Raw genomic sequence first — 22,018 nt, 5'->3', positions numbered from 1 at the left:
GGGGGGAGCAAAAGAGTTAAGGAATATAGCCGTGTCTAAAGAAAAATTTGAACGTTCCAAACCGCACGTTAACGTTGGTACTATCGGCCACGTTGACCACGGTAAAACTACCCTGACCGCTGCAATCACTACCGTTCTGGCTAAAACCTACGGTGGTTCTGCACGTGCTTTCGACCAGATCGATAACGCGCCAGAAGAGAAGGCTCGTGGTATCACCATCAACACTTCTCACGTTGAATATGACACCCCGACTCGTCACTACGCGCACGTTGACTGCCCAGGGCACGCCGACTACGTGAAAAACATGATCACCGGTGCTGCTCAGATGGACGGCGCTATCCTGGTTGTAGCTGCGACTGACGGCCCTATGCCTCAGACTCGTGAGCACATCCTGCTGGGTCGTCAGGTTGGCGTTCCTTACATCATCGTATTCATGAACAAATGCGACATGGTTGATGATGAAGAGCTGCTGGAACTGGTAGAAATGGAAGTTCGTGAACTTCTGTCTGCTTATGACTTCCCTGGTGATGACCTGCCGGTTGTTCGTGGTTCAGCGCTGAAAGCACTGGAAGGCGAAGCTGAGTGGGAAGCTAAAATCATCGAGCTGGCCGGTCACCTGGATTCTTACATCCCAGAACCAGAGCGTGCTATCGACCTGCCGTTCCTGCTGCCAATCGAAGACGTATTCTCCATCTCCGGTCGTGGTACCGTAGTTACCGGTCGTGTTGAGCGCGGTATCGTTAAAGTTGGCGAAGAAGTTGAAATCGTTGGTATCAAAGACACCGTTAAGTCTACCTGTACTGGCGTTGAAATGTTCCGCAAACTGCTGGACGAAGGCCGTGCTGGTGAGAACGTTGGTGTTCTGCTGCGTGGTATCAAGCGTGAAGACATCGAACGTGGTCAGGTACTGGCTAAACCAGGTTCCATCAAGCCGCACACTCAGTTCGATTCAGAAGTGTATATCCTGAGCAAAGAAGAAGGTGGTCGTCATACTCCATTCTTCAAAGGCTACCGTCCACAGTTCTACTTCCGTACAACTGACGTGACCGGTACCATCGAACTGCCAGAAGGCGTAGAGATGGTAATGCCAGGCGATAACGTGAACATGGTTGTTACCCTGATCCACCCAATCGCTATGGACCAAGGCTTGCGTTTCGCAATCCGTGAAGGCGGCCGTACTGTAGGTGCGGGCGTTGTTGCTAAAGTTATCGCTTAATCGCGAATAATTTATAAGCACTAAAAGAGGGCACTTCGGTGCCCTTTTTTTATACAGTTTTTTACCAATCTTAATTGAAATAAAAACGATTCTTATTTAGACTTACTGCATTGGTTAAGAAGTGAGTCTCTCTATGTACGTATGTCTGTGTAATGCTGTGTCTGACAAAGCGATCCGTAAGGCGGTGCGTCAGCACAATCCCCATACCATGAAGCAACTGCGTGAGCTGGTGCCGATTGGAACTGACTGCGGTAAATGCATTCGTCAGGCAAGGCAAATTATGGTGGAGGAACGCGCAACCCTGATTCATATGCATGAAGTCGCCTAATAAATAGTAGGGTTATTTTTTGACTCTTGGCCCGCAGCTTCTACACTTTTAGAACTGCCCAGGAGGATTTACCTATGAAAGGCGATAAAAAGATCATTGCTCACCTCAACAAGCTGCTCGGTAACGAGCTGGTTGCCATCAATCAATACTTCCTGCACGCGCGTATGTTCAAAAATTGGGGCCTGATGCGTCTCAATGAGAAGGAATATCACGAGTCGATCGATGAGATGAAACATGCCGATCGCTACATCGAGCGTATCCTGTTCCTTGAAGGGTTACCGAACCTGCAAGATCTCGGCAAGCTGAATATCGGCGAAGATGTCGAAGAGATGCTGAGGTCCGATTTGGCCCTGGAGCTGGACGGTGCCAAGAACCTGCGGGAAGGTATCGCCTATGCAGACTCTATCCATGATTACGTCAGCCGCGATCTGATGAAAGAGATTTTGGCCGATGAGGAAGGGCATATCGACTGGTTGGAGACTGAGCTGAGCCTGATTGAGCGGCTTGGCATCCAAAACTATTGCCAGGCGCAAGTGCTGGAACGCAAAGACTGACATTTACGGCTCCCCTCCCTCCTTGGCCAGTATCTTCAGAACTGGTAGGGCAGGGGAGTAACACACTATGCCGCGCACTTCCCCCAAACTCTCCCGATCCTCGCCAAACCAATAAATTGCCGTCTATTCTGAGCATATTTCCATCCGTAGCTTGCAACCTGGCCTGGTTTGCGTATAATGCGCGGGCTTACCTAATCTTGGTAAGCCTGATTTTAGCGAATCAGTCGATTGGCAAGAACGTTTTGCCCTTCGAACAATACTCCCGATATGGGGGTTATATGTTGACGATTACACTCCCCCATCAATCGAAATGGGTGTGAGGAGTAATTATTTACGTTTATAAATAATTGGAGCTCTGGTCTCATGCAGAACCAAAGAATCCGTATCCGCCTGAAAGCGTTTGATCATCGTCTGATCGATCAATCAACTGCGGAAATCGTCGAGACTGCCAAGCGCACTGGTGCGCAAGTCCGTGGTCCGATCCCGCTGCCAACTCGCAAAGAGCGCTTTACCGTTCTGATCTCCCCGCACGTCAACAAAGACGCGCGTGATCAGTACGAGATCCGCACTCACAAGCGTCTGGTTGACATCGTTGAGCCAACTGAGAAAACCGTTGATGCTCTGATGCGTCTGGATCTGGCTGCCGGTGTAGACGTGCAGATCAGCCTGGGTTAATCAGGTCATTGACGATTGAGAGGTTGAAACAATGATTGGTTTAGTCGGTAAAAAAGTGGGCATGACTCGTATCTTCACTGAAGATGGCGTTTCTATCCCAGTAACCGTGATTGAAATTGAAGCGAACCGCGTGACTCAGGTTAAAGACCTGGACAACGACGGATACCGTGCCATTCAGGTCACTACCGGTAGCAAAAAAGCTAACCGTGTGACCAAACCGGAAGCGGGTCATTTCGCTAAAGCTGGCGTCGAAGCTGGCCGTGGTCTGTGGGAATTCCGCCTTGAAGAAGGTCAAGAGTTCGCTGCAGGTCAAGAAATCAGCGTAGAAATCTTCGCTGACGTTAAAAAAGTCGATGTTACCGGTACTTCCAAAGGTAAAGGTTTTGCTGGCACTGTAAAGCGCTGGAACTTCCGTACTCAGGATGCAACCCACGGTAACTCCTTGTCTCACCGCGTTCCGGGTTCTATCGGTCAGAACCAGACTCCGGGCAAAGTGTTCAAAGGCAAGAAAATGGCTGGCCACCTGGGTGACGAGCGTGTAACCGTTCAAAGCCTGGACGTAGTACGTGTTGACGCTGAGCGCAACCTGCTGCTGGTTAAGGGTGCTGTACCGGGCGCGACCGGTGGCAACCTGATCGTTAAACCAGCTGTGAAGGCGTAAGGGGATAGCAATGGAATTAGTATTGAAAGACGCGCAAAGCGCGCTGACTGTTTCCGAAACTACCTTCGGTCGTGATTTCAACGAAGCGCTGGTACACCAGGTTGTTGTTGCTTATGCAGCAGGTGCCCGTCAAGGTACCCGTGCTCAGAAGACCCGTGCTGAAGTGACTGGTTCCGGTAAAAAACCGTGGCGCCAGAAAGGTACAGGCCGTGCGCGTTCAGGCACTGTAAAGAGCCCGATCTGGCGTTCTGGTGGTGTAACCTTCGCTGCGAAGCCACAAGACCACAGTCAGAAAGTAAACAAAAAGATGTACCGCGGCGCGCTGAAAAGCATCCTGTCCGAACTGGTACGTCAAGATCGTCTGATCGTTGTCGAGAAGTTCTCTGTAGAAGCGCCTAAAACTAAGCTGCTGGCACAGAAACTGAAAGATATGGCCCTGGAAGATGTGCTGATCGTGACCGGTGAACTGGATGAGAATCTGTTCCTGGCAGCTCGTAACCTGTACAAGGTTGACGTGCGCGATGTAGCAGGTATCGACCCAGTTAGCCTGATCGCCTTCGACAAAGTGGTTATGACTGCTGATGCTGTGAAGCAAGTTGAGGAGATGCTGGCATGATCCGTGAAGAACGTTTGCTGAAAGTGCTGCGTGCACCGCACGTATCTGAAAAAGCATCCGCTGCGATGGAAAAAAGCAACACCATCGTACTCAAAGTTGCCAAAGACGCGACCAAAGCAGAAATTAAAGCTGCAGTGCAGAAACTGTTTGAAGTCGAAGTCGAAGACGTTAACACCCTGGTAGTAAAAGGGAAAGTGAAGCGTCAAGGTCAGCGTGTTGGTCGTCGTAGCGACTGGAAAAAAGCTTACGTCACCCTGAAGGAAGGCCAGAACTTGGACTTCATCGGCGGCGCAGAGTAAGTCGGAGGAGTAAGAACAATGGCAATTGTTAAATGTAAACCTACATCTCCGGGTCGTCGCCACGTTGTTAAAGTGGTTAACCCTGAGCTGCACAAGGGTAAACCTTATGCCCCGCTGCTTGAGAAACTGAGCAAAAGCGGTGGTCGTAACAACAATGGCCGTATCACCACCCGTCATATCGGTGGTGGCCACAAGCAACATTATCGTCTGGTTGACTTCAAACGCAACAAAGATGGTATCCCTGCTGTGGTTGAGCGTCTGGAGTACGATCCGAACCGTTCCGCGAACATCGCGCTGGTTCTGTACAAAGACGGCGAACGCCGTTATATCCTGGCGCCGAAAGGCCTGAAAGCTGGTGACCAGATCCAATCTGGTGTTGATGCTGCAATCAAAGCGGGTAACACCCTGCCTATGCGCAACATCCCAGTAGGTTCAACGGTTCATAACGTAGAAATGAAACCAGGTAAAGGCGGCCAGCTGGCTCGTTCTGCTGGTGCCTACGTTCAGATCGTCGCACGTGATGGTTCCTACGTAACTCTGCGTCTGCGCTCTGGCGAAATGCGTAAAGTTCCAGTTGATTGCCGCGCCACCCTGGGTGAAGTCGGTAACGCTGAACATATGCTTCGCGTTCTGGGTAAAGCAGGTGCTGCACGTTGGCGTGGTATTCGTCCTACCGTTCGCGGTACGGCGATGAACCCAGTCGATCACCCGCACGGTGGTGGTGAAGGTCGTAACTTTGGTAAGCACCCGGTAACTCCGTGGGGCGTTCAGACCAAAGGTAAGAAGACCCGTAGCAACAAGCGTACTGACAAGTTCATCGTACGTCGCCGTAGTAAAAAATAATTAGAGGATAAGCCATGCCACGTTCTCTCAAGAAAGGTCCTTTTATTGACCTGCACTTGCTGAAGAAGGTAGAGAAAGCGGTGGAAAGCGGTGACAAGAAGCCTTTGCGCACTTGGTCCCGTCGTTCAACGATCTTTCCTAACATGATCGGTTTGACCATCGCTGTCCATAATGGTCGTCAGCACGTACCAGTATTTGTTTCCGATGAAATGGTCGGTCACAAACTGGGTGAATTCGCGCCGACTCGTACTTATCGCGGCCATGCGGCTGATAAAAAAGCTAAAAAGCGCTAAGGTAGGAGGAAGAGATGGAAACTATCGCTAAACATCGCCACGCTCGTTCTTCTGCTCAGAAGGTTCGCCTTGTTGCAGACCTGATCCGCGGTAAGAAAGTGTCGCAAGCTCTGGAAACTCTGGCCTACACCAACAAGAAAGCTGCTGGTCTGGTCAAGAAAGTGCTGGAGTCTGCCATTGCTAACGCAGAACACAACGATGGCGCTGACATCGATGATCTGAAAGTCACGAAAATCTTCGTAGACGAAGGCCCAAGCATGAAGCGCATTATGCCTCGTGCAAAAGGTCGTGCAGATCGCATCCTGAAGCGCACCAGCCACATTACTGTGGTTGTGTCCGATCGCTGAGACTCTGGAGACTAGCAATGGGTCAGAAAGTACATCCTAATGGTATTCGCCTGGGTATTGTCAAACCTTGGAACTCTACTTGGTATGCGAATACCAAAGAATTCGCTGACAACCTGGACAGCGACTTTAAAGTTCGCCAATTCTTGACTAAAGAACTGGCGAAAGCTTCCGTTTCTCGCATCGTTATCGAGCGTCCAGCGAAGAGCATCCGTGTGACTATTCACACCGCTCGTCCTGGCATCGTTATCGGCAAGAAAGGTGAAGATGTCGAAAAACTGCGTAAGGTCGTAGCGGATATCGCTGGCGTTCCTGCGCAAATTAACATCGCCGAAGTCCGTAAACCGGAACTGGACGCAAAATTGGTTGCTGACAGCATCACTTCACAGCTGGAACGTCGCGTTATGTTCCGTCGTGCTATGAAGCGTGCTGTACAGAACGCAATGCGTCTTGGCGCTAAAGGTATCAAAGTTGAAGTAAGCGGCCGTCTTGGCGGTGCTGAAATCGCGCGTACCGAATGGTACCGTGAAGGTCGTGTTCCGTTGCATACACTGCGTGCGGATATCGATTACAACACATCTGAAGCGCACACCACTTATGGTGTAATCGGCGTTAAGGTATGGATCTTCAAAGGTGAGATCCTGGGTGGTATGGCTGCAGTTGAACAACCGGAACCGGCTGCTCAACCTAAAAAGCAGCAGCGTAAAGGCCGCAAGTAAGGAGAGTCGCTGATGTTACAACCAAAGCGTACAAAATTCCGTAAGGTGCACAAGGGCCGCAACCGTGGTCTGGCGCAAGGTACGGATGTTAGCTTCGGCACTTTCGGTCTGAAAGCTGTTGGCCGTGGCCGTCTGACTGCTCGTCAAATCGAAGCAGCTCGTCGTGCAATGACTCGTGCAGTGAAGCGTCAAGGTAAGATTTGGATCCGTGTATTCCCGGACAAACCAATCACCGAGAAGCCTCTTGAAGTGCGTATGGGTAAAGGTAAGGGTAACGTGGAATATTGGGTTGCCCTGATCCAACCTGGCAAAGTCCTGTACGAAATGGACGGCGTTCCAGAAGAAGTCGCCCGTGAAGCGTTCAAGCTGGCAGCAGCTAAACTGCCGATCAAAACCACCTTTGTAACTAAGACGGTGATGTAATGAAAGCACAAGAGCTGCGTGAAAAAAGTGTTGAAGAGCTGAACACTGAGCTGCTCAACCTGCTGCGTGAGCAATTCAACTTACGCATGCAGGCGGCGAGTGGCCAACTGCAACAAACTCACCTGTTGAAACAAGTGCGTCGTAATGTCGCACGCGTTAAGACTTTACTGACTGAAAAGGCGGGTGCGTAAAATGACTGATATTATCCGTACTCTGCAAGGTCGTGTTGTTAGTGACAAAATGGAGAAATCCATGGTTGTTGCTATCGAACGTACGGTGAAGCACCCGATCTACGGGAAATTCATCAAGCGTACGACTAAGCTGCATGTACATGATGAGAACAACGAATGTGGTATCGGTGACGTGGTAGAAATCCGCGAATGCCGTCCACTGTCCAAGACTAAGTCATGGACGTTGGTTCGCATTGTAGATAAAGCGATTCTGTAATAGAGTAGCTGACTCTAACTTAATAAACGGCTCAGAAAGTGAGCCGTTTATTTTTTCTACCCATACTCTGGAAGCGGTGTTATAATGCTGCGCCCTCGGTTATGGGGCTTTTCAACGACCTAGTAATGGGTCCTAAAGTTGTAGTTGACATTAGCGGAGCACTAACATGATCCAAGAACAGACTATGCTGAACGTGGCCGACAACTCCGGTGCACGTCGCGTAATGTGTATCAAGGTTCTAGGTGGCTCGCACCGTCGCTACGCAGGCATCGGCGACGTCATCAAAATTACCATCAAGGAAGCAATTCCTCGCGGTAAGGTGAAGAAAGGCGATGTGCTGAAGGCGGTAGTGGTGCGCACCAAGAAGGGTGTACGTCGCCCGGACGGTTCTGTCATTCGCTTCGATGGTAATGCATGCGTTATTTTAAACAATAACAGCGAGCAACCTATCGGTACGCGTATTTTTGGGCCGGTAACTCGTGAACTGCGTAATGAGAAGTTCATGAAAATTATCTCTCTGGCACCAGAAGTACTCTAAGGAGCGAACCATGGCAGCGAAAATCCGTCGTGATGACGAAGTTATCGTGCTTACCGGGAAAGACAAAGGTAAACGCGGTAAAGTAAAAAATGTCCTGTCTGCTGGTAAGGTCATTGTTGAAGGTATCAACCTGGTTAAGAAACATCAGAAGCCGGTCCCGGCCCTGAACCAACCAGGTGGCATTGTTGAAAAAGAAGCTGCTATTCAGGTTTCCAACATTGCGCTGTTCAACTCGGCTACCGGTAAGGCTGACCGTGTAGGCTTTAGATTCGAAGACGGCAAAAAAGTCCGTTTCTTCAAATCAAATAGCGAAACTATCAAGTAATTTGGAGTATGACGATGGCGAAACTGCATGATTACTACAAAGACGAGGTAGTCAAACAACTGATGTCTCAGTTTGATTACAACTCTGTCATGCAAGTCCCTCGGGTCGAGAAGATCACCCTGAATATGGGTGTTGGTGAAGCGATCGCTGACAAGAAACTGCTGGATAATGCAGCAGCTGACTTGGCAGCAATCTCCGGTCAAAAGCCGTTCATCACCAAAGCACGCAAATCTGTTGCAGGCTTCAAAATCCGCCAGGGCTATCCGATCGGCTGTAAAGTAACTCTGCGTGGCGAACGCATGTGGGAGTTCTTTGAGCGTCTGATTTCCATTGCTGTTCCACGTATCCGTGACTTCCGTGGCTTGTCCGCTAAGTCATTCGATGGCCGTGGAAACTACAGCATGGGTGTGCGTGAGCAAATCATCTTCCCAGAAATCGACTACGACAAAGTCGATCGCGTTCGTGGTTTGGATATTACCATTACCACTTCTGCGAAATCTGATGATGAAGGCCGCGCGCTGTTGGCTGCTTTTAACTTCCCGTTCCGCAAGTAAGGCAGGGTTACTGATGGCTAAGCAATCAATGAAAGCACGCGAAGTCGTTCGCGTGAAACTGGCTGACAAGTACCGCGCTAAACGCGAGGAATTGAAAGCTATCATTTCTGGTGTGAACTCTTCTGACGAAGATCGTTGGGATGCTGTTCTCAAGCTCCAGTCTCTGCCGCGTGATTCCAGCCCGTCTCGTCAGCGTAAACGCTGCCGTCAAACTGGCCGTCCACATGGTTATGTGGGCAAATTCGGGTTGAGCCGTATCAAGCTACGTGAAGCCGCTATGCGCGGTGAAGTACCAGGCTTGAAAAAGGCTAGCTGGTAATTACCAATTGAATCACGGGAGTAAAGACAGATGAGCATGCAAGATCCGATCGCGGATATGCTGACCCGTATCCGTAACGGTCAAGCCGCGAACAAAGTTGCGGTCACCATGCCTTCCTCCAAGCTGAAAGTGGCAATTGCCAACGTGCTGAAGGAAGAAGGTTTTATTGAAGATTTCAAAATTGAAGGCGACACCAAGCCTGTTCTGGAACTGGTACTGAAGTACTTCCAGGGTAAGGCAGTGGTAGAAAGCATTCAGCGTATCAGTCGTCCAGGTCTGCGCATCTATAAGAAAAAAGATGCACTGCCAAAAGTTATGGCCGGTCTGGGTATCGCTGTTATTTCTACCTCTAAAGGTGTTATGACCGATCGTGCAGCTCGCCAAGCTGGTCTTGGTGGCGAGATTATCTGCTACGTAGCTTAATTCGGGAGGAAAGAATGTCTCGTGTTGCAAAAGCACCCGTCGTCATTCCTGCCGGCGTAGAGGTAAAACTCAACGGTCAGGTTATTTCGGTTAAGGGTAAGAACGGCGAGCTGACTCGTACAGTCCATGACGCCGTTGAAGTGAAGCAAGAAGCTAACGCACTGACTTTCGCCCCGCGCGAAGGTTTTGCTAACGCATGGGCCCAAGCGGGTACCACGCGCGCTCTGCTGAACGCAATGGTTGTCGGTGTTACCGAAGGTTTCACCAAGAAGCTTCAACTGGTAGGTGTTGGTTATCGTGCTGCTGTTAAAGGCAACGTGGTGAATTTAGCCCTGGGCTTCTCTCACCCAATCGATCACCAGCTGCCAGCAGGTATTACTGCTGAATGCCCAAGCCAAACTGAAATCGTGCTGAAAGGCGCTGATAAGCAGGTTATTGGCCAGGTTGCTGCAGATCTGCGTGCCTACCGCCGTCCTGAGCCTTATAAAGGCAAGGGTGTCCGTTACGCCGACGAAGTCGTGCGTACCAAAGAGGCTAAGAAGAAGTAAGGTAACACTATGGATAAGAAATCTGCTCGTATCCGTCGTGCGACCCGCGCACGCCGTAAGCTCAAAGAACTGGGTGCAACCCGCCTGGTGGTACATCGTACCCCGCGTCACATTTACGCACAGGTCATTGCTCCTAATGGTTCTGAAGTTCTGGTAGCCGCTTCTACTTTAGAAAAAGCTATCACTGAGCAATTGAAGTACTCCGGTAACAAAGACGCAGCAGCAGCCGTAGGTAAAGCTCTGGCTGAGCGCGCGTTGGAAAAAGGGATTGCGAAAGTATCCTTTGACCGTTCCGGTTTCCAATATCATGGTCGAGTCCAGGCACTGGCAGATGCTGCCCGTGAAGCTGGCCTTCAGTTCTAAGGAAGAGGTTTAAGATGGCTCACATCGAAAAACAAGCTGGCGAACTGCAGGAAAAGCTGATCGCGGTAAACCGCGTATCTAAAACCGTAAAAGGTGGCCGTATTTTCAGCTTTACCGCACTGACAGTAGTTGGTGATGGTAACGGTCGCGTTGGTTTTGGCTACGGCAAAGCACGCGAAGTTCCAGCAGCGATCCAGAAAGCGATGGAAAAAGCCCGTCGCAACATGATGAATGTCGCGCTGAACGGCGGCACCCTGCAGCACCCTGTTAAAGGTGCTCATACGGGTTCCCGTGTGTTCATGCAGCCAGCTCATGAAGGTACCGGTATCATCGCGGGTGGTGCAATGCGCGCCGTTCTCGAAGTTGCTGGGGTGCACAACGTACTGGCTAAAGCTTATGGTTCCACCAACCCGATCAACGTGGTTCGTGCAACTATCGACGCTTTGGCTAATATGAAGTCTCCTGAAATGGTCGCTGCCAAGCGTGGTAAATCCGTTGCAGACATTCTGGGGTAATTGACCATGGCTAAGACTATCAAAGTTACACAAGTTCGCAGCTCCATTGGCCGTCTGCCGAAGCATAAAGCTACACTGCTCGGTCTGGGTCTGCGTCGTATTGGTCACACCGTAGAGCGCGAGGATACTCCTGCTGTACGCGGTATGATCAACCTGGTTTCCTACATGGTTAAGGTTGAGGAGTAACAGATGCGTTTAAATACTCTGTCTCCGGCTGAAGGTGCCAAGCATGCGCCTAAGCGTGTAGGTCGTGGTATTGGTTCTGGCCTGGGTAAAACCGCCGGTCGTGGTCACAAAGGTCAGAACTCACGTTCTGGCGGTGGCGTACGTCGTGGGTTTGAAGGTGGTCAGATGCCTTTATATCGTCGTTTGCCGAAATTCGGCTTCACCTCTCGCAAAGCTATGATCACGGCAGAAGTTCGTCTGTCTGAACTGGCTCTTGTTGAAGGCGACGTAATCGACCTGAACACGCTGAAAGCCGCTAACGTTGTTGGTACCCAGATCGAGTTCGCGAAAGTTATGCTTTCTGGCGAAATCACTCGTCCGGTTACCCTGCGTGGTCTGCGTGTCACCAAAGGCGCTCGTGTTGCTATCGAGGCTGCTGGCGGTAAAATTGAGGAATAAGTAAGCTGATGGCTAAGCAACCAGGATTAGATTTTCAAAGTGCTAAAGGCGGACTCGGTGAGCTGAAGCGCAGACTTTTGTTTGTTATCGGCGCGCTGATTGTTTTCCGCATTGGCTCTTTCATTCCGATTCCTGGTATCGATGCCACTGTGCTTGCCAAACTGCTCGAACAGCAGAGAGGCACCATCATTGAAATGTTTAACATGTTCTCTGGTGGTGCTCTCAGCCGTGCTTCTATTTTTGCTCTGGGGATCATGCCGTACATTTCGGCCTCGATCATTATCCAGTTACTGACGGTGGTTCACCCAGCGTTGGCGGAAATCAAGAAAGAAGGGGAGGCTGGCCGTCGCAAGATTAGCCAGTACACCCGCTACGGTACGCTGGTGTTGGCCATATTCCAGTCGATCGGTATTGCTACCGGTCTGCCGAATATGCCTGGTATGCAGGGCCTGGTGTTAAACCCAGGCTTTGCGTTCTACTTTACTGCGGTTGTGAGTCTGGTTACCGGGACAATGTTCCTGATGTGGCTGGGCGAGCAGATTACTGAGCGTGGTATCGGTAACGGTATCTCAATCATTATCTTCGCGGGTATTGTGGCGGGTCTTCCGCCGGCAGTTGGCCATACTATTGAGCAAGCTCGGCAAGGCGACCTGCACTTCCTCTTGTTGCTGTTGGTTGCAGTATTAGTGTTTGCAGTAACCTTCTTCGTTGTTTTCATTGAACGTGGTCAACGTCGTATCGTCGTTAACTATGCGAAACGTCAACAGGGTCGTCGTGTTTACGCAGCACAGAGCACACACTTACCGTTGAAAGTGAACATGGCAGGGGTAATCCCGGCAATCTTCGCTTCCAGCATTATTCTGTTCCCTGCCACGATTGCATCATGGTTTGGGGGCGGTACCGGTTGGAACTGGCTGACAACGATTTCGCTGTATTTGCAGCCTGGACAACCGCTTTATGTGTTACTCTATGCGTCTGCAATCATCTTCTTCTGTTTCTTCTACACGGCGTTGGTTTTCAACCCGCGTGAAACAGCAGATAACCTGAAGAAGTCCGGTGCCTTCGTACCAGGAATTCGTCCGGGAGAGCAAACGGCGAAATATATCGATAAAGTGATGACGCGTTTAACCCTGGTGGGCGCGATGTACATTACTTTCATCTGCCTGATCCCGGAGTTCATGCGTGATGCAATGAAAGTACCATTCTACTTTGGTGGTACCTCGCTACTGATCGTGGTTGTCGTCATCATGGACTTTATGGCTCAAGTGCAAACTCTGATGATGTCAAGTCAGTACGAGTCTGCATTGAAGAAAGCAAACCTGAAAGGCTATAACCGCTAATCTGGTGCGTTTGAGAAGTTACGGAGAGTAAAAATGAAAGTTCGTGCTTCCGTCAAGAAATTATGTCGTAACTGCAAAATCGTTAAGCGTAACGGTGTCGTTCGTGTGATTTGCAGCGCCGAGCCGAAGCATAAACAGCGTCAAGGCTGATTATCTCGCATATTTTTCTTGCAAAGTTGGGTTGAGCTGGCTAGATTAGCCAGCCAATCTTTTGTATGTAGCTGCAACATTATTTGAGTATCCTGAAAACGGGCTTTTCAGAATGGTGTTGCCGTAAAAATTAGTAGGAGTGCATAGTGGCCCGTATAGCAGGCATTAACATTCCTGATCATAAACATACCGTTATCGCGTTAACGTCGATCTTCGGAATCGGCAAAACTCGTTCACAGTCTATCTGTGCTGAGACGGGTATTGCTGAAAATGTTAAGATCAGTGAGCTGTCTGAAGAGCAAATTGAACAACTGCGTGAAGCAGTTGCCAAATTCACTGTTGAAGGTGATTTGCGTCGTGAAGTTACCCTGAGCATCAAGCGTCTGATGGATCTTGGTACATACCGTGGTTTACGCCATCGTCGTGGTCTGCCAGTTCGCGGTCAGCGTACTAAGACCAACGCACGTACCCGTAAGGGTCCGCGTAAACCGATCAAGAAATAATCGGGGTGATTGAATAATGGCAAAGGCACCTGTTCGTACACGTAAGCGTGTAAGAAAACAAGTCTCTGACGGCGTGGCTCATATCCATGCTTCTTTCAACAACACCATTGTGACTATTACCGATCGTCAGGGTAATGCTTTGGGTTGGGCAACAGCCGGTGGTTCCGGTTTCCGTGGTTCTCGTAAGTCAACTCCGTTTGCAGCTCAGGTTGCAGCCGAGCGTTGTGCTGACGCAGTTAAAGAATACGGTATCAAGAACCTGGAAGTTATGGTCAAAGGACCTGGTCCTGGTCGTGAGTCTACTATCCGCGCTCTGAACGCGGCTGGTTTCCGCATCACTAATATTACCGATGTGACTCCGATTCCTCATAACGGTTGTCGTCCACCGAAAAAGCGTCGCGTGTAACGCCCCTGCTTTTCGGATTGTTGGAGAAAGAAAATGGCAAGATATTTGGGTCCTAAGCTCAAGCTTAGCCGCCGCGAGGGCACAGACCTGTTCCTGAAGTCTGGCGTTCGCGCGATAGATTCAAAGTGCAAAATTGAACAGCCACCTGGTCAACACGGTGCGCGTAAACCGCGTCTGTCTGACTACGGTGTACAGTTACGTGAAAAGCAAAAAGTTCGCCGTATGTACGGTGTTCTGGAGCGTCAATTCCGTAACTATTACAAAGCAGCAACCCGCCTGAAAGGCAACACCGGTGAAAACCTGTTGACCCTTCTGGAAGGTCGTCTGGACAACGTAGTTTACCGTATGGGCTTCGGCGCCACTCGTGCAGAATCACGTCAGCTGGTTAGCCATAAAGCCGTTATGGTAAATGGTCGCGTTGTTAACATCGCTTCTTATCAGGTATCTCCGAATGACGTAGTCAGCATCCGCGAGAAAGCTAAAAAGCAGTCTCGTGTTAAGGCTTCTCTGGAGCTGGCTGAGCAGCGTGAAAAGCCGACTTGGCTGGAAGTTGATGCTGCGAAGATGGAAGGTGTGTTCAAACGTATTCCTGAACGTACTGATCTGTCCGCCGACATTAACGAACACCTGATCGTCGAGCTTTACTCCAAGTAAGGCTTGAGTTTCAAAGAGAGGACACAATGCAGGGTTCTGTGACAGAGTTTCTAAAACCGCGCCTGGTAGATATCGAGCAAGTCAGTTCGACGCACGCCAAGGTGACCCTTGAGCCGTTAGAGCGTGGCTTTGGCCATACTCTTGGCAACGCACTGCGCCGTATTCTGCTTTCATCTATGCCGGGTTGCGCGGTGACCGAGGTTGAGATTGATGGTGTACTACATGAGTACAGCACCAAAGAAGGCGTACAGGAAGATATCCTGGAGATCTTGCTCAACCTGAAAGGGCTGGCGGTGAGAGTTCAAGGGAAAGATGAAGTTATTCTTACCCTGAATAAATCTGGCATTGGCCCTGTGACCGCTGCCGACATTACCCATGATGGTGATGTCGAAATCGTCAAGCCGCAGCACGTTATCTGCCACCTGACCGATGAAAACGCTGCTATCAGCATGCGTATCAAAGTTCAGCGCGGTCGTGGTTATGTGCCGGCTTCTGCCCGAATTCATTCGGAAGAAGATGAGCGCCCGATTGGTCGTCTGTTGGTTGACGCCTGCTATAGCCCTGTAGAGCGTATTGCCTACAATGTTGAAGCAGCGCGTGTAGAACAGCGTACCGACCTGGACAAGCTGGTCATCGAGATGGAAACCAATGGCACGATCGATCCTGAAGAGGCGATCCGCCGTGCGGCAACCATTCTGGCTGAACAACTGGAAGCTTTCGTTGACCTACGTGATGTACGTCAGCCGGAAGTGAAAGAAGAGAAACCAGAGTTCGATCCGATCCTGCTGCGCCCTGTTGACGATCTGGAATTGACTGTCCGCTCTGCTAACTGCCTTAAGGCAGAAGCTATCCACTACATCGGTGATCTGGTACAGCGTACCGAGGTTGAGCTGTTGAAAACGCCTAACCTGGGTAAAAAATCTCTTACTGAGATTAAAGACGTGCTGGCCTCCCGTGGACTTTCTCTGGGCATGCGCCTGGAAAATTGGCCACCGGCTAGCATTGCTGACGAGTAACCGGATCACAGGTTAAGGTTTTACTGAGAAGGATAAGGTCATGCGCCATCGTAAGAGTGGTCGTCAACTGAACCGTAACAGCAGCCATCGCCAGGCTATGTTCCGTAACATGGCCGGCTCTTTGGTTCGTCATGAGATCATCAAGACGACCCTGCCAAAAGCGAAAGAGCTGCGTCGCGTTGTTGAGCCGCTGATTACTCTTGCCAAGACCGACAGCGTTGCTAATCGTCGTCTGGCATTCGCCCGTACTCGTGATAACGAGATCGTGGCAAAACTGTTTAACGAGCTAGGCCCGCGTTTTGCGAGCCGTGCCGGTGGTTACACTCGCATTCTGAAGTGTGGCTTCCGCGCAGGCGACAACGCGCCGATGGCATACATCGAGCTGGTTGATCGTGCTGAGTCTCAAGCAGAAGTAGCAACTGCAGAGTAATCTGTGGAAGCGTAAAAAAACCGGGCTTGCCCGGTTTTTTTACGTCTGTAGCTCGCCAAACGTGCTTTCCCCTCCCGGCAATGCTTAAGATCCCTCCCCATATCCGCTATGCTCAGGCTATCAGTGATAAGTGCAATACGGAGAAGTCATGATGTTCAAAATTGGGCAATTAGCCAAACTGGCTGACGTAACGCCAGATACGGTGCGCTATTACGAGAAGCAAGGCATGATGGATCACCATATTCGTACCGAAGGCGGCTATCGGCTGTATAGCGATCAGGACTTACAGCGCCTGCGTTTTATCCGCTATGCCAAACAGCTGGGCTTCACGCTTGAAACTATCGCCGAGTTGCTGTCGATCCGTGTAGATCCAGAGCATCACACCTGCGAAGAGTCGAAGTCCATTGTTGATGCGCGCCTACATGAGGTTGAAAGCAAACTGACCGAGTTAACCAGAATGCGCGAGTCGCTGAAAAGGCTCAGCGATGCCTGCTGTGGTAGCGAACACACCAGCAATTATTGTTCGATTCTGGAGGCTTTGGAGCAGGGAGCTAGCGAAGAGAAAGCCAAAAGTGCGGTTTAGTGGCGTATGGACTTTAATTTTTATCTAGCCAGCAGTATTATCGGCGCGTTTATTATCACCAACCAACAGGAAGACCGTGATGACTCAATATCGTCATACCAAAGGCAAGATCCAGGACAATGCCATTGAGGCGTTGCTACACGATCCTCTTTTCCGCCAACGGGTAGAGAAGAACAGTAAAGGGAAAGGCAGCTACCGGCGTAAAGATAAACACGCAAAAGGCGGTAACTGGGAGGCCAGTGGTAAATTGCCCAACGACAATTTACCACTGGCCTTCTGGTTTTAAGCCACAAAAAAGCCATCTCGCAAGATGGCTCAAAAGTAGGGGCGCCGCATGCTGCGCCCGTCTTATAGCTCTGAATTACAGCTTGGGCTGCTGTTGCTGACTCAGCAGATCGCGGATTTCTGTCAGCAGCTTCTCTTCGGCCGTTGGCGCAGGCGGTGCGGCTGGCTCTTCAACTTCTTTACGGCGCATTTTGTTCATTAACTTGATAGCCATAAAGATCGCAAAGGCGACGATCACGAAATCAAAGATATTCTGCAGGAAGGAGCCATAGTTCATCACTACTGCTGGGACATTGTCTTTGGCTTCACGCAGTACCAGATGGAACTGTTTGAAATCAACGCCACCTATCAGCAGCCCCAAAGGTGGCATGATGATGTCGGCAACCAAGGAAGAAACGATTTTACCGAATGCCGCACCAATGATCACACCCACTGCCAGATCGACCACGTTGCCACGCATGGCAAATTCGCGGAACTCTTTTAACATACCCATCAGAACACCCCTCAAAAAATTAGTAACGCAATTTTAACAAAGCAATTCCCCTTTGACACAATCAGTATAGGAAAATTTTTGGTTTTTCCTAATTCTCGACTCCGGATGTGTCAAAAACCATTCGCATGATTTAAGTATCTATAAGAAGAACGGGCTTGGTTGGAACAGACGCTCAACGTCTGGCACAAATTTCTTATCGGTAATAAACATGATCACGTGGTCGCCTTGCTGGATCCGGCTGTTGCCGTTGGCAATGATCACATCATCGCCACGCACGATCGCCCCAATGGTGGTACCTGGCGGCAGCTTGATTTCTTCTACCATACGGCCTACGACCTTGGAGGTGCTTTCATCGCCATGGGCAATCGCTTCAATGGCTTCGGCAACGCCGCGGCGCAGTGAGGAGACGCTGACAATATCGGCTTTACGCACGTGGCCCAGCAGTGCGGAGATGGTGGCCTGCTGCGGCGAAATCGCGATATCAATCACGCTGCCCTGGACCAGATCGACATAAGCACGGCGCTGGATCAATACCATCACCTTTTTGGCTCCCATGCGTTTGGCCAGCATGGCAGACATGATATTGGCTTCGTCATCGTTGGTGATGGCAATAAATACATCCACCTGCTCGACATGCTCTTCGGCCAACAGCTCCTGATCGGAGGCATCGCCATAAAACACGATGGTATCGTGCAGTTGCTCTGCTAGCTCGGCGGCACGTTGCTGGTTCTTCTCAATCAGCTTCACGTTGTACGATTTTTCTAGCCGATGTGCCAGTCCGGCACCCACGTTACCACCGCCGACGATCATGATGCGTTTGTAGGGCTTTTCGAGCCGTTGCAGCTCACTCATTACCGCGCGTATGTGCTGTGATGCGGCAACGAAGAACACCTCATCGCCCGCTTCGATTATGGTCGAGCCTTGCGGGCGGATCGGCCGGTCATGGCGGAAAATAGCCGCCACGCGAGTATCGATATGTGGCATATGCTCACGCATGGCAGACAGAGCATTCCCCACCAGTGGGCCGCCATAATAGGCCTTCACCGCGGCGATGCTGACCTTGCCATCGGCAAAGTTCACCACCTGCAAGGCGCCAGGGTATTCGATCAGCTTATAGATGTAATCGATAACCAACTGCTCCGGCGAGATCAGGTGGTCGATGGGCACCGCCTCTGGATGGAATAGCTTCTCGGACTCACGGATATAATCCGGCGCCCGGATCCGTGCAATACGATTCGGGGTGTTAAACAGCGTATAAGCAATCTGACAGGCGACCATATTGGTTTCGTCAGAGTTGGTGACGGCAACCAGCATATCGGCATCTTCGGCGCCGGCTTCGCGTAATACGCGCGGATGGGAGCCGTGCCCCTGGACGACGCGCAGGTCAAACTTGTCCTGCAACTGGCGTAGACGACCGGTGTCGGTATCGACCACGGTGATATCGTTATTTTCACCCACCAGGTTTTCAGCCAGTGTTCCGCCAACTTGCCCTGCGCCAAGAATAATTATTTTCATCGATTTCTCTGCTCGATCTGCGACGGCCGTGGCCGAAAGTTGAGAACGCCCGTGGGCGCTCCCTGAACAGTTATATTTTAATCAGCTTAGCGTAAAAGAAACCATCGCCATCCTCAGGATGAGGCAGATTCTGTTTACCTGGTGATTGCGTGTCACCGGTTTCAACCAGCTTGGCATCGCCGTGACGTTGCAGGAACGCAGCTATCTGCTCGCTATTTTCCTGCGGCAGAATAGAGCAGGTTGCATAAACCATTACGCCGCCGGGTTTCAGACGTGGCCAGATAGCTTCCAGAATTTCATTCTGTAAAGCAGCCAGTTCGGCGATATCGCTGTCACGACGCAGCCATTTGATATCCGGGTGGCGGCGAATAACGCCGGTGGCGGAGCAAGGGGCATCCAACAGGATACGATCGAACTGTTGGTCACCGCACCACTCTTGCGGGGTACGGCCATCACCCTGGCGAACTTCTGCATGTTGGCGCAGGCGCTGCAGGTTTTCTTTCACCCGGCTTAAACGCTGTTCGTCGATATCCACGGCCAGCACATGAGCTTTGGGCGCGGCTTCCAGAATATGGGTTGTTTTGCCGCCGGGGGCTGCACAAAGATCGAGGATCTGCTCACCGTCTTGCGGATCCAGAAGATCAACGCAACCTTGAGCGGAAGCGTCTTGTACCGTTACCCAGCCATCGGAGAAACCGGGTAAGTCCGTTACCGGGCATGGAGCCAGCAAGCGAACTGCGTCGCGATACTCCGCATGAGGCTCGGCGGTAATACCGGCCTGCTGCATAAGCTGCAGATAATCTTCACGGGTATGGTGCAGACGGTTGACGCGCAGCCACATTGGCGGCTTCTGATTATTGGCATCAACGATCTGCTCCCACTGTGCCGGATAAGCCAGTTTGATGCGTTTAAGCAACCAGCTAGGGTGCAGATAGCGGCTTTCGTTATTGGCTGCACGTGCCAGCAGTTCTTCTTGCTGGCGTTGGAACTGGCGCAGTACACCGTTAATCAATCCTTTCAGCTGTGGGCGCTTCAAGGCGACCGCGCCTTCAACCGTTTCGGCTAACACCGCGTGCGGCGGAATACGGGTATACAGTAGCTGATACAGGCCAACCATCAGCAAATAGTGCAGTGGGCGCTGTTTGCCGGTCATGGGTTTTGCCATCAACTGCTGGATGCACCATTCGAGCTGCGGCAGCACCCGCAGCGTACCAAAGCAGAGTTCCTGCAATAGCCCACGATCTTTGTCAGAAATATTCTTTTGTAATGTGGGCAAAATGGTGCTGAGCGACTGCCCTTGATCCAGTACCTGGCCGATGGCCTTGGCAGCAATGCTTCGGAGATTGTAATTGTTTTTCATAGGCTAAGGCGGATTACGATCGGCATTAAGAAACGAACAGCCCGGCAACAATGGCCGGGCAGTGGGAGTGGCTTATAACCGGTTGCCCGGCGTGAACCATTCGCGGCGAGAATTCAGTAAATCTTGTGCCGACATCGGTTTTTTACCGGCAGGCTGGAGCTGCGTGAGGTTGAGAATACCTTGCGCGGTAGCAACCTGAATGCCGTGCTTGTCGGCGTGTACGATAGTACCCGGTTCTGCGTTGGCGGTTTCCGCCAGCACGGTTGCCTGCCAGACTTTCACCGGCTGATCGTCGATGGTGAAATAGCTGATTGGCCAAGGATTGAAAGCACGAATACAGCGTTCCAACTGTTCGGCGGAAAGGCTCCAGTCCAGGCGTGCCTCTTCCTTGCTCAGCTTTTCTGCGTAGGTCACCAGCGCTTCGTCTTGAACTTCGCGCTGTACCGTACCCGCCGCTAATTGCTGCAAGGTGATCAGCAGCCCTTGTGGCCCCAGCTCTGCCAGCTTGTTGTATAGGCTGGCGCTGGTATCGGTGGCTTCGATCGGGCAAGAGATCTTGTGCATCATGTCGCCGGTATCGAGACCCACGTCCATTTGCATGATAGTTACGCCAGTTTCGCTATCGCCAGCCCACAAAGCGCGTTGGATCGGTGCCGCACCGCGCCAGCGTGGCAGCAAAGAGCCATGAACGTTGATGCAGCCCAGGCGCGGCATATCCAGCACGGCTTTCGGCAGGATCAGGCCGTAGGCTACCACCACCATCACGTCCGCATTCAGGTCGGCAACCAGGTGCTGATTCTCTTGCGGGCGCAGTGACTTAGGCTGGAAAACGGGGATTTGATGCTGTTCGGCCAGCACCTTGACCGTGCTTGGCGTCAGTTTGTTACCGCGGCCTGCGGGGCGATCGGGCTGGGTGAAGACGCCGACCACCTGGTGCCCAGATGACAACAGCGCGTCTAGGTGACGCGCTGCAAAGTCTGGGGTTCCGGCAAAAATAATCCGTAAAGAGTCAGACACGTTGATTTCCTGATCGGTTAGGCGCGAGCTTCAAGCTTGGCCATTTTTTCCAGTTTCTGACGGATACGTTGGCGTTTCAACGGCGACAGGTAATCGACAAACAGTTTGCCAACCAGATGATCCATTTCATGCTGGATACAGATTGCCAGCAGGTCATCGGCCTCAAGCTCAAAAGGTTGTCCTTCACGATTGAGGGCGCGGATCTTCACTTTCTCTGCGCGTGGCACCAAGGCGCGTTGCTCAGGGATGGAAAGGCAGCCTTCTTCGATACCGGTTTCACCGCTTTTTTCCAGCAGTTCCGGGTTGATCAACACCAGGCGTTGATCGCGGTTTTCAGAAACGTCGATGACGATAATGCGCTGATGAATATCGACCTGAGTCGCAGCCAGGCCAATGCCTTCCTCTGCGTACATGGTTTCAAACATATCATCCACGATGCGCTGGACATCTGCATTGACTTCTTTTACCGGGGCCGCAATTTTGCGTAGCCGCTCGTCTGGGAAATGTAATACCTGCAAGACTGACATATATCTTAAGATCTGTATCCGAGTGATGAACAGTGATTAGCTTCTATTCTAGACATTTCTTGGCCTGATTGACAGCATCCCAGACCAATTGCACGAATTGGTAATCCCCTAA

General features: G+C 51.1%; 38 protein-coding genes. 33 read left to right on the top strand and 5 right to left on the bottom strand.

The window, feature by feature from the left end; all coding sequences use genetic code 11:
* Positions 1-31 precede the first annotated feature (31 nt).
* The 33 genes from tuf (at position 32) to WN53_RS05710 (ending at position 16,995) form a co-directional block, all read left to right on the top strand.
* Complete coding sequence (gene tuf / locus WN53_RS05865; protein WP_046808028.1) at positions 32-1,216, top strand: elongation factor Tu; 1,185 nt, start codon at positions 32-34, stop codon at positions 1,214-1,216.
* A gap of 133 nt (positions 1,217-1,349) precedes the next feature.
* A complete protein-coding gene (gene bfd / locus WN53_RS05860; RefSeq protein ID WP_024485620.1) occupies positions 1,350-1,544 on the top strand; it encodes a bacterioferritin-associated ferredoxin in 195 nt (64 codons plus the stop codon).
* A 74-nt stretch (positions 1,545-1,618) separates the two neighbouring features.
* Positions 1,619-2,098 carry a bacterioferritin gene (gene bfr, locus WN53_RS05855; RefSeq protein ID WP_024485621.1) on the top strand — a complete coding sequence of 160 codons (480 nt, stop codon included), beginning with the start codon at positions 1,619-1,621 and terminating at the stop codon, positions 2,096-2,098.
* Between the two features lie 363 nt (positions 2,099-2,461).
* A complete protein-coding gene (gene rpsJ, locus WN53_RS05850) occupies positions 2,462-2,773 on the top strand; it encodes a 30S ribosomal protein S10 (RefSeq protein WP_001181005.1) in 312 nt (103 codons plus the stop codon).
* A gap of 31 nt (positions 2,774-2,804) precedes the next feature.
* Positions 2,805-3,434, top strand: a complete 630-nt coding sequence (gene rplC / locus WN53_RS05845) for a 50S ribosomal protein L3 (protein WP_004956193.1) — start codon at positions 2,805-2,807, stop codon at positions 3,432-3,434.
* A gap of 10 nt (positions 3,435-3,444) precedes the next feature.
* Positions 3,445-4,050 (top strand): 50S ribosomal protein L4, encoded by a 606-nt coding sequence (rplD, locus tag WN53_RS05840; RefSeq protein WP_021182230.1) that lies wholly within the window; start codon positions 3,445-3,447, stop codon positions 4,048-4,050.
* On the top strand, positions 4,047-4,349 hold the full coding sequence (gene rplW, locus WN53_RS05835; protein ID WP_021182229.1) for a 50S ribosomal protein L23: 303 nt from the start codon (positions 4,047-4,049) through the stop codon (positions 4,347-4,349). The genes rplD and rplW overlap by 4 nt, the downstream gene beginning before the upstream one ends.
* A gap of 18 nt (positions 4,350-4,367) precedes the next feature.
* The gene (gene rplB / locus WN53_RS05830) at positions 4,368-5,192 is read left to right on the top strand and encodes a 50S ribosomal protein L2 (protein WP_021182228.1); all 825 of its coding nucleotides are present in this window, start codon (positions 4,368-4,370) and stop codon (positions 5,190-5,192) included.
* 14 nt (positions 5,193-5,206) lie between these two features.
* Complete coding sequence (rpsS, locus tag WN53_RS05825) at positions 5,207-5,485, top strand: 30S ribosomal protein S19 (RefSeq protein WP_004929772.1); 279 nt, start codon at positions 5,207-5,209, stop codon at positions 5,483-5,485.
* Positions 5,486-5,499: 14 nt separating this feature from the next.
* A complete protein-coding gene (gene rplV / locus WN53_RS05820) occupies positions 5,500-5,832 on the top strand; it encodes a 50S ribosomal protein L22 (protein ID WP_004391423.1) in 333 nt (110 codons plus the stop codon).
* Positions 5,833-5,849: 17 nt separating this feature from the next.
* A complete protein-coding gene (rpsC, locus tag WN53_RS27850; protein ID WP_004956187.1) occupies positions 5,850-6,548 on the top strand; it encodes a 30S ribosomal protein S3 in 699 nt (232 codons plus the stop codon).
* A gap of 12 nt (positions 6,549-6,560) precedes the next feature.
* Complete coding sequence (gene rplP, locus WN53_RS27845; RefSeq protein ID WP_004929764.1) at positions 6,561-6,971, top strand: 50S ribosomal protein L16; 411 nt, start codon at positions 6,561-6,563, stop codon at positions 6,969-6,971.
* On the top strand, positions 6,971-7,162 hold the full coding sequence (gene rpmC / locus WN53_RS05805) for a 50S ribosomal protein L29 (RefSeq protein WP_002218942.1): 192 nt from the start codon (positions 6,971-6,973) through the stop codon (positions 7,160-7,162). Before rplP ends, rpmC begins: the two co-directional genes overlap by 1 nt.
* Before the next feature lies 1 nt (position 7,163).
* Positions 7,164-7,418: a 30S ribosomal protein S17 gene (rpsQ, locus tag WN53_RS05800; RefSeq protein ID WP_021182227.1), complete on the top strand. Its 255-nt coding sequence runs from the start codon at positions 7,164-7,166 to the stop codon at positions 7,416-7,418.
* Positions 7,419-7,584: 166 nt separating this feature from the next.
* Entirely contained in the window at positions 7,585-7,956 is a 372-nt protein-coding gene (gene rplN, locus WN53_RS05795; RefSeq protein WP_020837240.1) for a 50S ribosomal protein L14, read from the top strand.
* A 10-nt stretch (positions 7,957-7,966) separates the two neighbouring features.
* Positions 7,967-8,281, top strand: a complete 315-nt coding sequence (gene rplX, locus WN53_RS05790) for a 50S ribosomal protein L24 (RefSeq protein WP_021808126.1) — start codon at positions 7,967-7,969, stop codon at positions 8,279-8,281.
* A 14-nt stretch (positions 8,282-8,295) separates the two neighbouring features.
* Positions 8,296-8,835 carry a 50S ribosomal protein L5 gene (rplE, locus tag WN53_RS05785; RefSeq protein ID WP_021808125.1) on the top strand — a complete coding sequence of 180 codons (540 nt, stop codon included), beginning with the start codon at positions 8,296-8,298 and terminating at the stop codon, positions 8,833-8,835.
* A 13-nt stretch (positions 8,836-8,848) separates the two neighbouring features.
* Positions 8,849-9,154 (top strand): 30S ribosomal protein S14, encoded by a 306-nt coding sequence (rpsN, locus tag WN53_RS05780; protein WP_021182224.1) that lies wholly within the window; start codon positions 8,849-8,851, stop codon positions 9,152-9,154.
* Between the two features lie 30 nt (positions 9,155-9,184).
* Positions 9,185-9,577, top strand: coding sequence for a 30S ribosomal protein S8 (gene rpsH / locus WN53_RS05775; protein ID WP_021182223.1), 393 nt, complete (start codon positions 9,185-9,187; stop codon positions 9,575-9,577).
* A 14-nt stretch (positions 9,578-9,591) separates the two neighbouring features.
* On the top strand, positions 9,592-10,125 hold the full coding sequence (rplF, locus tag WN53_RS27840) for a 50S ribosomal protein L6 (RefSeq protein WP_021182222.1): 534 nt from the start codon (positions 9,592-9,594) through the stop codon (positions 10,123-10,125).
* A 9-nt stretch (positions 10,126-10,134) separates the two neighbouring features.
* The gene (gene rplR / locus WN53_RS27835; RefSeq protein ID WP_021182221.1) at positions 10,135-10,488 is read left to right on the top strand and encodes a 50S ribosomal protein L18; all 354 of its coding nucleotides are present in this window, start codon (positions 10,135-10,137) and stop codon (positions 10,486-10,488) included.
* A 14-nt stretch (positions 10,489-10,502) separates the two neighbouring features.
* Entirely contained in the window at positions 10,503-11,003 is a 501-nt protein-coding gene (gene rpsE, locus WN53_RS05760; RefSeq protein WP_021182220.1) for a 30S ribosomal protein S5, read from the top strand.
* Positions 11,004-11,009: 6 nt separating this feature from the next.
* Positions 11,010-11,189 (top strand): 50S ribosomal protein L30, encoded by a 180-nt coding sequence (gene rpmD, locus WN53_RS27830; protein ID WP_004956161.1) that lies wholly within the window; start codon positions 11,010-11,012, stop codon positions 11,187-11,189.
* Positions 11,190-11,192: 3 nt separating this feature from the next.
* Positions 11,193-11,627: a 50S ribosomal protein L15 gene (gene rplO, locus WN53_RS05750; protein ID WP_021182219.1), complete on the top strand. Its 435-nt coding sequence runs from the start codon at positions 11,193-11,195 to the stop codon at positions 11,625-11,627.
* An 8-nt stretch (positions 11,628-11,635) separates the two neighbouring features.
* Positions 11,636-12,967: a preprotein translocase subunit SecY gene (gene secY, locus WN53_RS05745; protein ID WP_021182218.1), complete on the top strand. Its 1,332-nt coding sequence runs from the start codon at positions 11,636-11,638 to the stop codon at positions 12,965-12,967.
* A gap of 33 nt (positions 12,968-13,000) precedes the next feature.
* On the top strand, positions 13,001-13,117 hold the full coding sequence (rpmJ, locus tag WN53_RS27085) for a 50S ribosomal protein L36 (RefSeq protein ID WP_002227352.1): 117 nt from the start codon (positions 13,001-13,003) through the stop codon (positions 13,115-13,117).
* Between the two features lie 146 nt (positions 13,118-13,263).
* On the top strand, positions 13,264-13,620 hold the full coding sequence (gene rpsM / locus WN53_RS05740; RefSeq protein WP_021182217.1) for a 30S ribosomal protein S13: 357 nt from the start codon (positions 13,264-13,266) through the stop codon (positions 13,618-13,620).
* A 16-nt stretch (positions 13,621-13,636) separates the two neighbouring features.
* Positions 13,637-14,026: a 30S ribosomal protein S11 gene (gene rpsK / locus WN53_RS05735; RefSeq protein WP_004929731.1), complete on the top strand. Its 390-nt coding sequence runs from the start codon at positions 13,637-13,639 to the stop codon at positions 14,024-14,026.
* A 33-nt stretch (positions 14,027-14,059) separates the two neighbouring features.
* Positions 14,060-14,680 carry a 30S ribosomal protein S4 gene (gene rpsD, locus WN53_RS05730; RefSeq protein ID WP_021182216.1) on the top strand — a complete coding sequence of 207 codons (621 nt, stop codon included), beginning with the start codon at positions 14,060-14,062 and terminating at the stop codon, positions 14,678-14,680.
* A 26-nt stretch (positions 14,681-14,706) separates the two neighbouring features.
* The gene (locus tag WN53_RS05725) at positions 14,707-15,696 is read left to right on the top strand and encodes a DNA-directed RNA polymerase subunit alpha (RefSeq protein WP_002919219.1); all 990 of its coding nucleotides are present in this window, start codon (positions 14,707-14,709) and stop codon (positions 15,694-15,696) included.
* Between the two features lie 40 nt (positions 15,697-15,736).
* Complete coding sequence (gene rplQ, locus WN53_RS05720) at positions 15,737-16,126, top strand: 50S ribosomal protein L17 (protein ID WP_004929726.1); 390 nt, start codon at positions 15,737-15,739, stop codon at positions 16,124-16,126.
* 151 nt (positions 16,127-16,277) lie between these two features.
* On the top strand, positions 16,278-16,709 hold the full coding sequence (gene zntR, locus WN53_RS05715) for a Zn(2+)-responsive transcriptional regulator (RefSeq protein ID WP_024485622.1): 432 nt from the start codon (positions 16,278-16,280) through the stop codon (positions 16,707-16,709).
* Between the two features lie 79 nt (positions 16,710-16,788).
* Positions 16,789-16,995, top strand: coding sequence for an alternative ribosome-rescue factor A (locus WN53_RS05710; RefSeq protein ID WP_021808122.1), 207 nt, complete (start codon positions 16,789-16,791; stop codon positions 16,993-16,995).
* A gap of 75 nt (positions 16,996-17,070) precedes the next feature.
* Here the strand turns inward: WN53_RS05710 and mscL are convergent, their stop codons facing one another.
* From mscL to def, 5 genes are all read right to left on the bottom strand, one after another.
* A complete protein-coding gene (gene mscL / locus WN53_RS05705; RefSeq protein ID WP_021808121.1) occupies positions 17,071-17,487 on the bottom strand; it encodes a large-conductance mechanosensitive channel protein MscL in 417 nt (138 codons plus the stop codon).
* Between the two features lie 138 nt (positions 17,488-17,625).
* A complete protein-coding gene (gene trkA / locus WN53_RS05700) occupies positions 17,626-19,002 on the bottom strand; it encodes a Trk system potassium transporter TrkA (RefSeq protein ID WP_021182211.1) in 1,377 nt (458 codons plus the stop codon).
* 70 nt (positions 19,003-19,072) lie between these two features.
* Positions 19,073-20,362, bottom strand: coding sequence for a 16S rRNA (cytosine(967)-C(5))-methyltransferase RsmB (gene rsmB / locus WN53_RS05695; RefSeq protein WP_024485623.1), 1,290 nt, complete (start codon positions 20,360-20,362; stop codon positions 19,073-19,075).
* Positions 20,363-20,434: 72 nt separating this feature from the next.
* Entirely contained in the window at positions 20,435-21,379 is a 945-nt protein-coding gene (gene fmt, locus WN53_RS05690) for a methionyl-tRNA formyltransferase (protein WP_046808027.1), read from the bottom strand.
* Positions 21,380-21,396: 17 nt separating this feature from the next.
* Positions 21,397-21,906: a peptide deformylase gene (gene def / locus WN53_RS05685; protein ID WP_024485624.1), complete on the bottom strand. Its 510-nt coding sequence runs from the start codon at positions 21,904-21,906 to the stop codon at positions 21,397-21,399.
* Between the last annotated feature and the right edge of the window lie 112 nt (positions 21,907-22,018).

The organism is Serratia fonticola, from assembly GCF_001006005.1.
Taxonomy (GTDB): domain Bacteria; phylum Pseudomonadota; class Gammaproteobacteria; order Enterobacterales; family Enterobacteriaceae; genus Chania; species Chania fonticola.
Note: the sequence above shows the minus strand (reverse complement) of the source record. Positions and strands in the feature narration are given on the sequence as shown.

What these genes read in the sequence shown, in the direction of transcription:
- bfd (WP_024485620.1), top strand. Translation starts at nt 1,350, where the DNA reads ATGTACGTATGTCTGTGTAATGCTGTGTCTGACAAAGCGATCCGTAAG.
- bfr (WP_024485621.1), top strand. Translation starts at nt 1,619, where the DNA reads ATGAAAGGCGATAAAAAGATCATTGCTCACCTCAACAAGCTGCTCGGT.
- rpsJ (WP_001181005.1), top strand. Translation starts at nt 2,462, where the DNA reads ATGCAGAACCAAAGAATCCGTATCCGCCTGAAAGCGTTTGATCATCGT.
- rplC (WP_004956193.1), top strand. Translation starts at nt 2,805, where the DNA reads ATGATTGGTTTAGTCGGTAAAAAAGTGGGCATGACTCGTATCTTCACT.
- rplD (WP_021182230.1), top strand. Translation starts at nt 3,445, where the DNA reads ATGGAATTAGTATTGAAAGACGCGCAAAGCGCGCTGACTGTTTCCGAA.
- rplW (WP_021182229.1), top strand. Translation starts at nt 4,047, where the DNA reads ATGATCCGTGAAGAACGTTTGCTGAAAGTGCTGCGTGCACCGCACGTA.
- rplB (WP_021182228.1), top strand. Translation starts at nt 4,368, where the DNA reads ATGGCAATTGTTAAATGTAAACCTACATCTCCGGGTCGTCGCCACGTT.
- rpsS (WP_004929772.1), top strand. Translation starts at nt 5,207, where the DNA reads ATGCCACGTTCTCTCAAGAAAGGTCCTTTTATTGACCTGCACTTGCTG.
- rplV (WP_004391423.1), top strand. Translation starts at nt 5,500, where the DNA reads ATGGAAACTATCGCTAAACATCGCCACGCTCGTTCTTCTGCTCAGAAG.
- rpsC (WP_004956187.1), top strand. Translation starts at nt 5,850, where the DNA reads ATGGGTCAGAAAGTACATCCTAATGGTATTCGCCTGGGTATTGTCAAA.
- rplP (WP_004929764.1), top strand. Translation starts at nt 6,561, where the DNA reads ATGTTACAACCAAAGCGTACAAAATTCCGTAAGGTGCACAAGGGCCGC.
- rpmC (WP_002218942.1), top strand. Translation starts at nt 6,971, where the DNA reads ATGAAAGCACAAGAGCTGCGTGAAAAAAGTGTTGAAGAGCTGAACACT.
- rpsQ (WP_021182227.1), top strand. Translation starts at nt 7,164, where the DNA reads ATGACTGATATTATCCGTACTCTGCAAGGTCGTGTTGTTAGTGACAAA.
- rplN (WP_020837240.1), top strand. Translation starts at nt 7,585, where the DNA reads ATGATCCAAGAACAGACTATGCTGAACGTGGCCGACAACTCCGGTGCA.
- rplX (WP_021808126.1), top strand. Translation starts at nt 7,967, where the DNA reads ATGGCAGCGAAAATCCGTCGTGATGACGAAGTTATCGTGCTTACCGGG.
- rplE (WP_021808125.1), top strand. Translation starts at nt 8,296, where the DNA reads ATGGCGAAACTGCATGATTACTACAAAGACGAGGTAGTCAAACAACTG.
- rpsN (WP_021182224.1), top strand. Translation starts at nt 8,849, where the DNA reads ATGGCTAAGCAATCAATGAAAGCACGCGAAGTCGTTCGCGTGAAACTG.
- rpsH (WP_021182223.1), top strand. Translation starts at nt 9,185, where the DNA reads ATGAGCATGCAAGATCCGATCGCGGATATGCTGACCCGTATCCGTAAC.
- rplF (WP_021182222.1), top strand. Translation starts at nt 9,592, where the DNA reads ATGTCTCGTGTTGCAAAAGCACCCGTCGTCATTCCTGCCGGCGTAGAG.
- rplR (WP_021182221.1), top strand. Translation starts at nt 10,135, where the DNA reads ATGGATAAGAAATCTGCTCGTATCCGTCGTGCGACCCGCGCACGCCGT.
- rpsE (WP_021182220.1), top strand. Translation starts at nt 10,503, where the DNA reads ATGGCTCACATCGAAAAACAAGCTGGCGAACTGCAGGAAAAGCTGATC.
- rpmD (WP_004956161.1), top strand. Translation starts at nt 11,010, where the DNA reads ATGGCTAAGACTATCAAAGTTACACAAGTTCGCAGCTCCATTGGCCGT.
- rplO (WP_021182219.1), top strand. Translation starts at nt 11,193, where the DNA reads ATGCGTTTAAATACTCTGTCTCCGGCTGAAGGTGCCAAGCATGCGCCT.
- secY (WP_021182218.1), top strand. Translation starts at nt 11,636, where the DNA reads ATGGCTAAGCAACCAGGATTAGATTTTCAAAGTGCTAAAGGCGGACTC.
- rpmJ (WP_002227352.1), top strand. Translation starts at nt 13,001, where the DNA reads ATGAAAGTTCGTGCTTCCGTCAAGAAATTATGTCGTAACTGCAAAATC.
- rpsK (WP_004929731.1), top strand. Translation starts at nt 13,637, where the DNA reads ATGGCAAAGGCACCTGTTCGTACACGTAAGCGTGTAAGAAAACAAGTC.
- rpsD (WP_021182216.1), top strand. Translation starts at nt 14,060, where the DNA reads ATGGCAAGATATTTGGGTCCTAAGCTCAAGCTTAGCCGCCGCGAGGGC.
- WN53_RS05725 (WP_002919219.1), top strand. Translation starts at nt 14,707, where the DNA reads ATGCAGGGTTCTGTGACAGAGTTTCTAAAACCGCGCCTGGTAGATATC.
- rplQ (WP_004929726.1), top strand. Translation starts at nt 15,737, where the DNA reads ATGCGCCATCGTAAGAGTGGTCGTCAACTGAACCGTAACAGCAGCCAT.
- zntR (WP_024485622.1), top strand. Translation starts at nt 16,278, where the DNA reads ATGTTCAAAATTGGGCAATTAGCCAAACTGGCTGACGTAACGCCAGAT.
- WN53_RS05710 (WP_021808122.1), top strand. Translation starts at nt 16,789, where the DNA reads ATGACTCAATATCGTCATACCAAAGGCAAGATCCAGGACAATGCCATT.
- mscL (WP_021808121.1), bottom strand. Translation starts at nt 17,487, where the DNA reads ATGGGTATGTTAAAAGAGTTCCGCGAATTTGCCATGCGTGGCAACGTG.
- trkA (WP_021182211.1), bottom strand. Translation starts at nt 19,002, where the DNA reads ATGAAAATAATTATTCTTGGCGCAGGGCAAGTTGGCGGAACACTGGCT.
- rsmB (WP_024485623.1), bottom strand. Translation starts at nt 20,362, where the DNA reads ATGAAAAACAATTACAATCTCCGAAGCATTGCTGCCAAGGCCATCGGC.
- def (WP_024485624.1), bottom strand. Translation starts at nt 21,906, where the DNA reads ATGTCAGTCTTGCAGGTATTACATTTCCCAGACGAGCGGCTACGCAAA.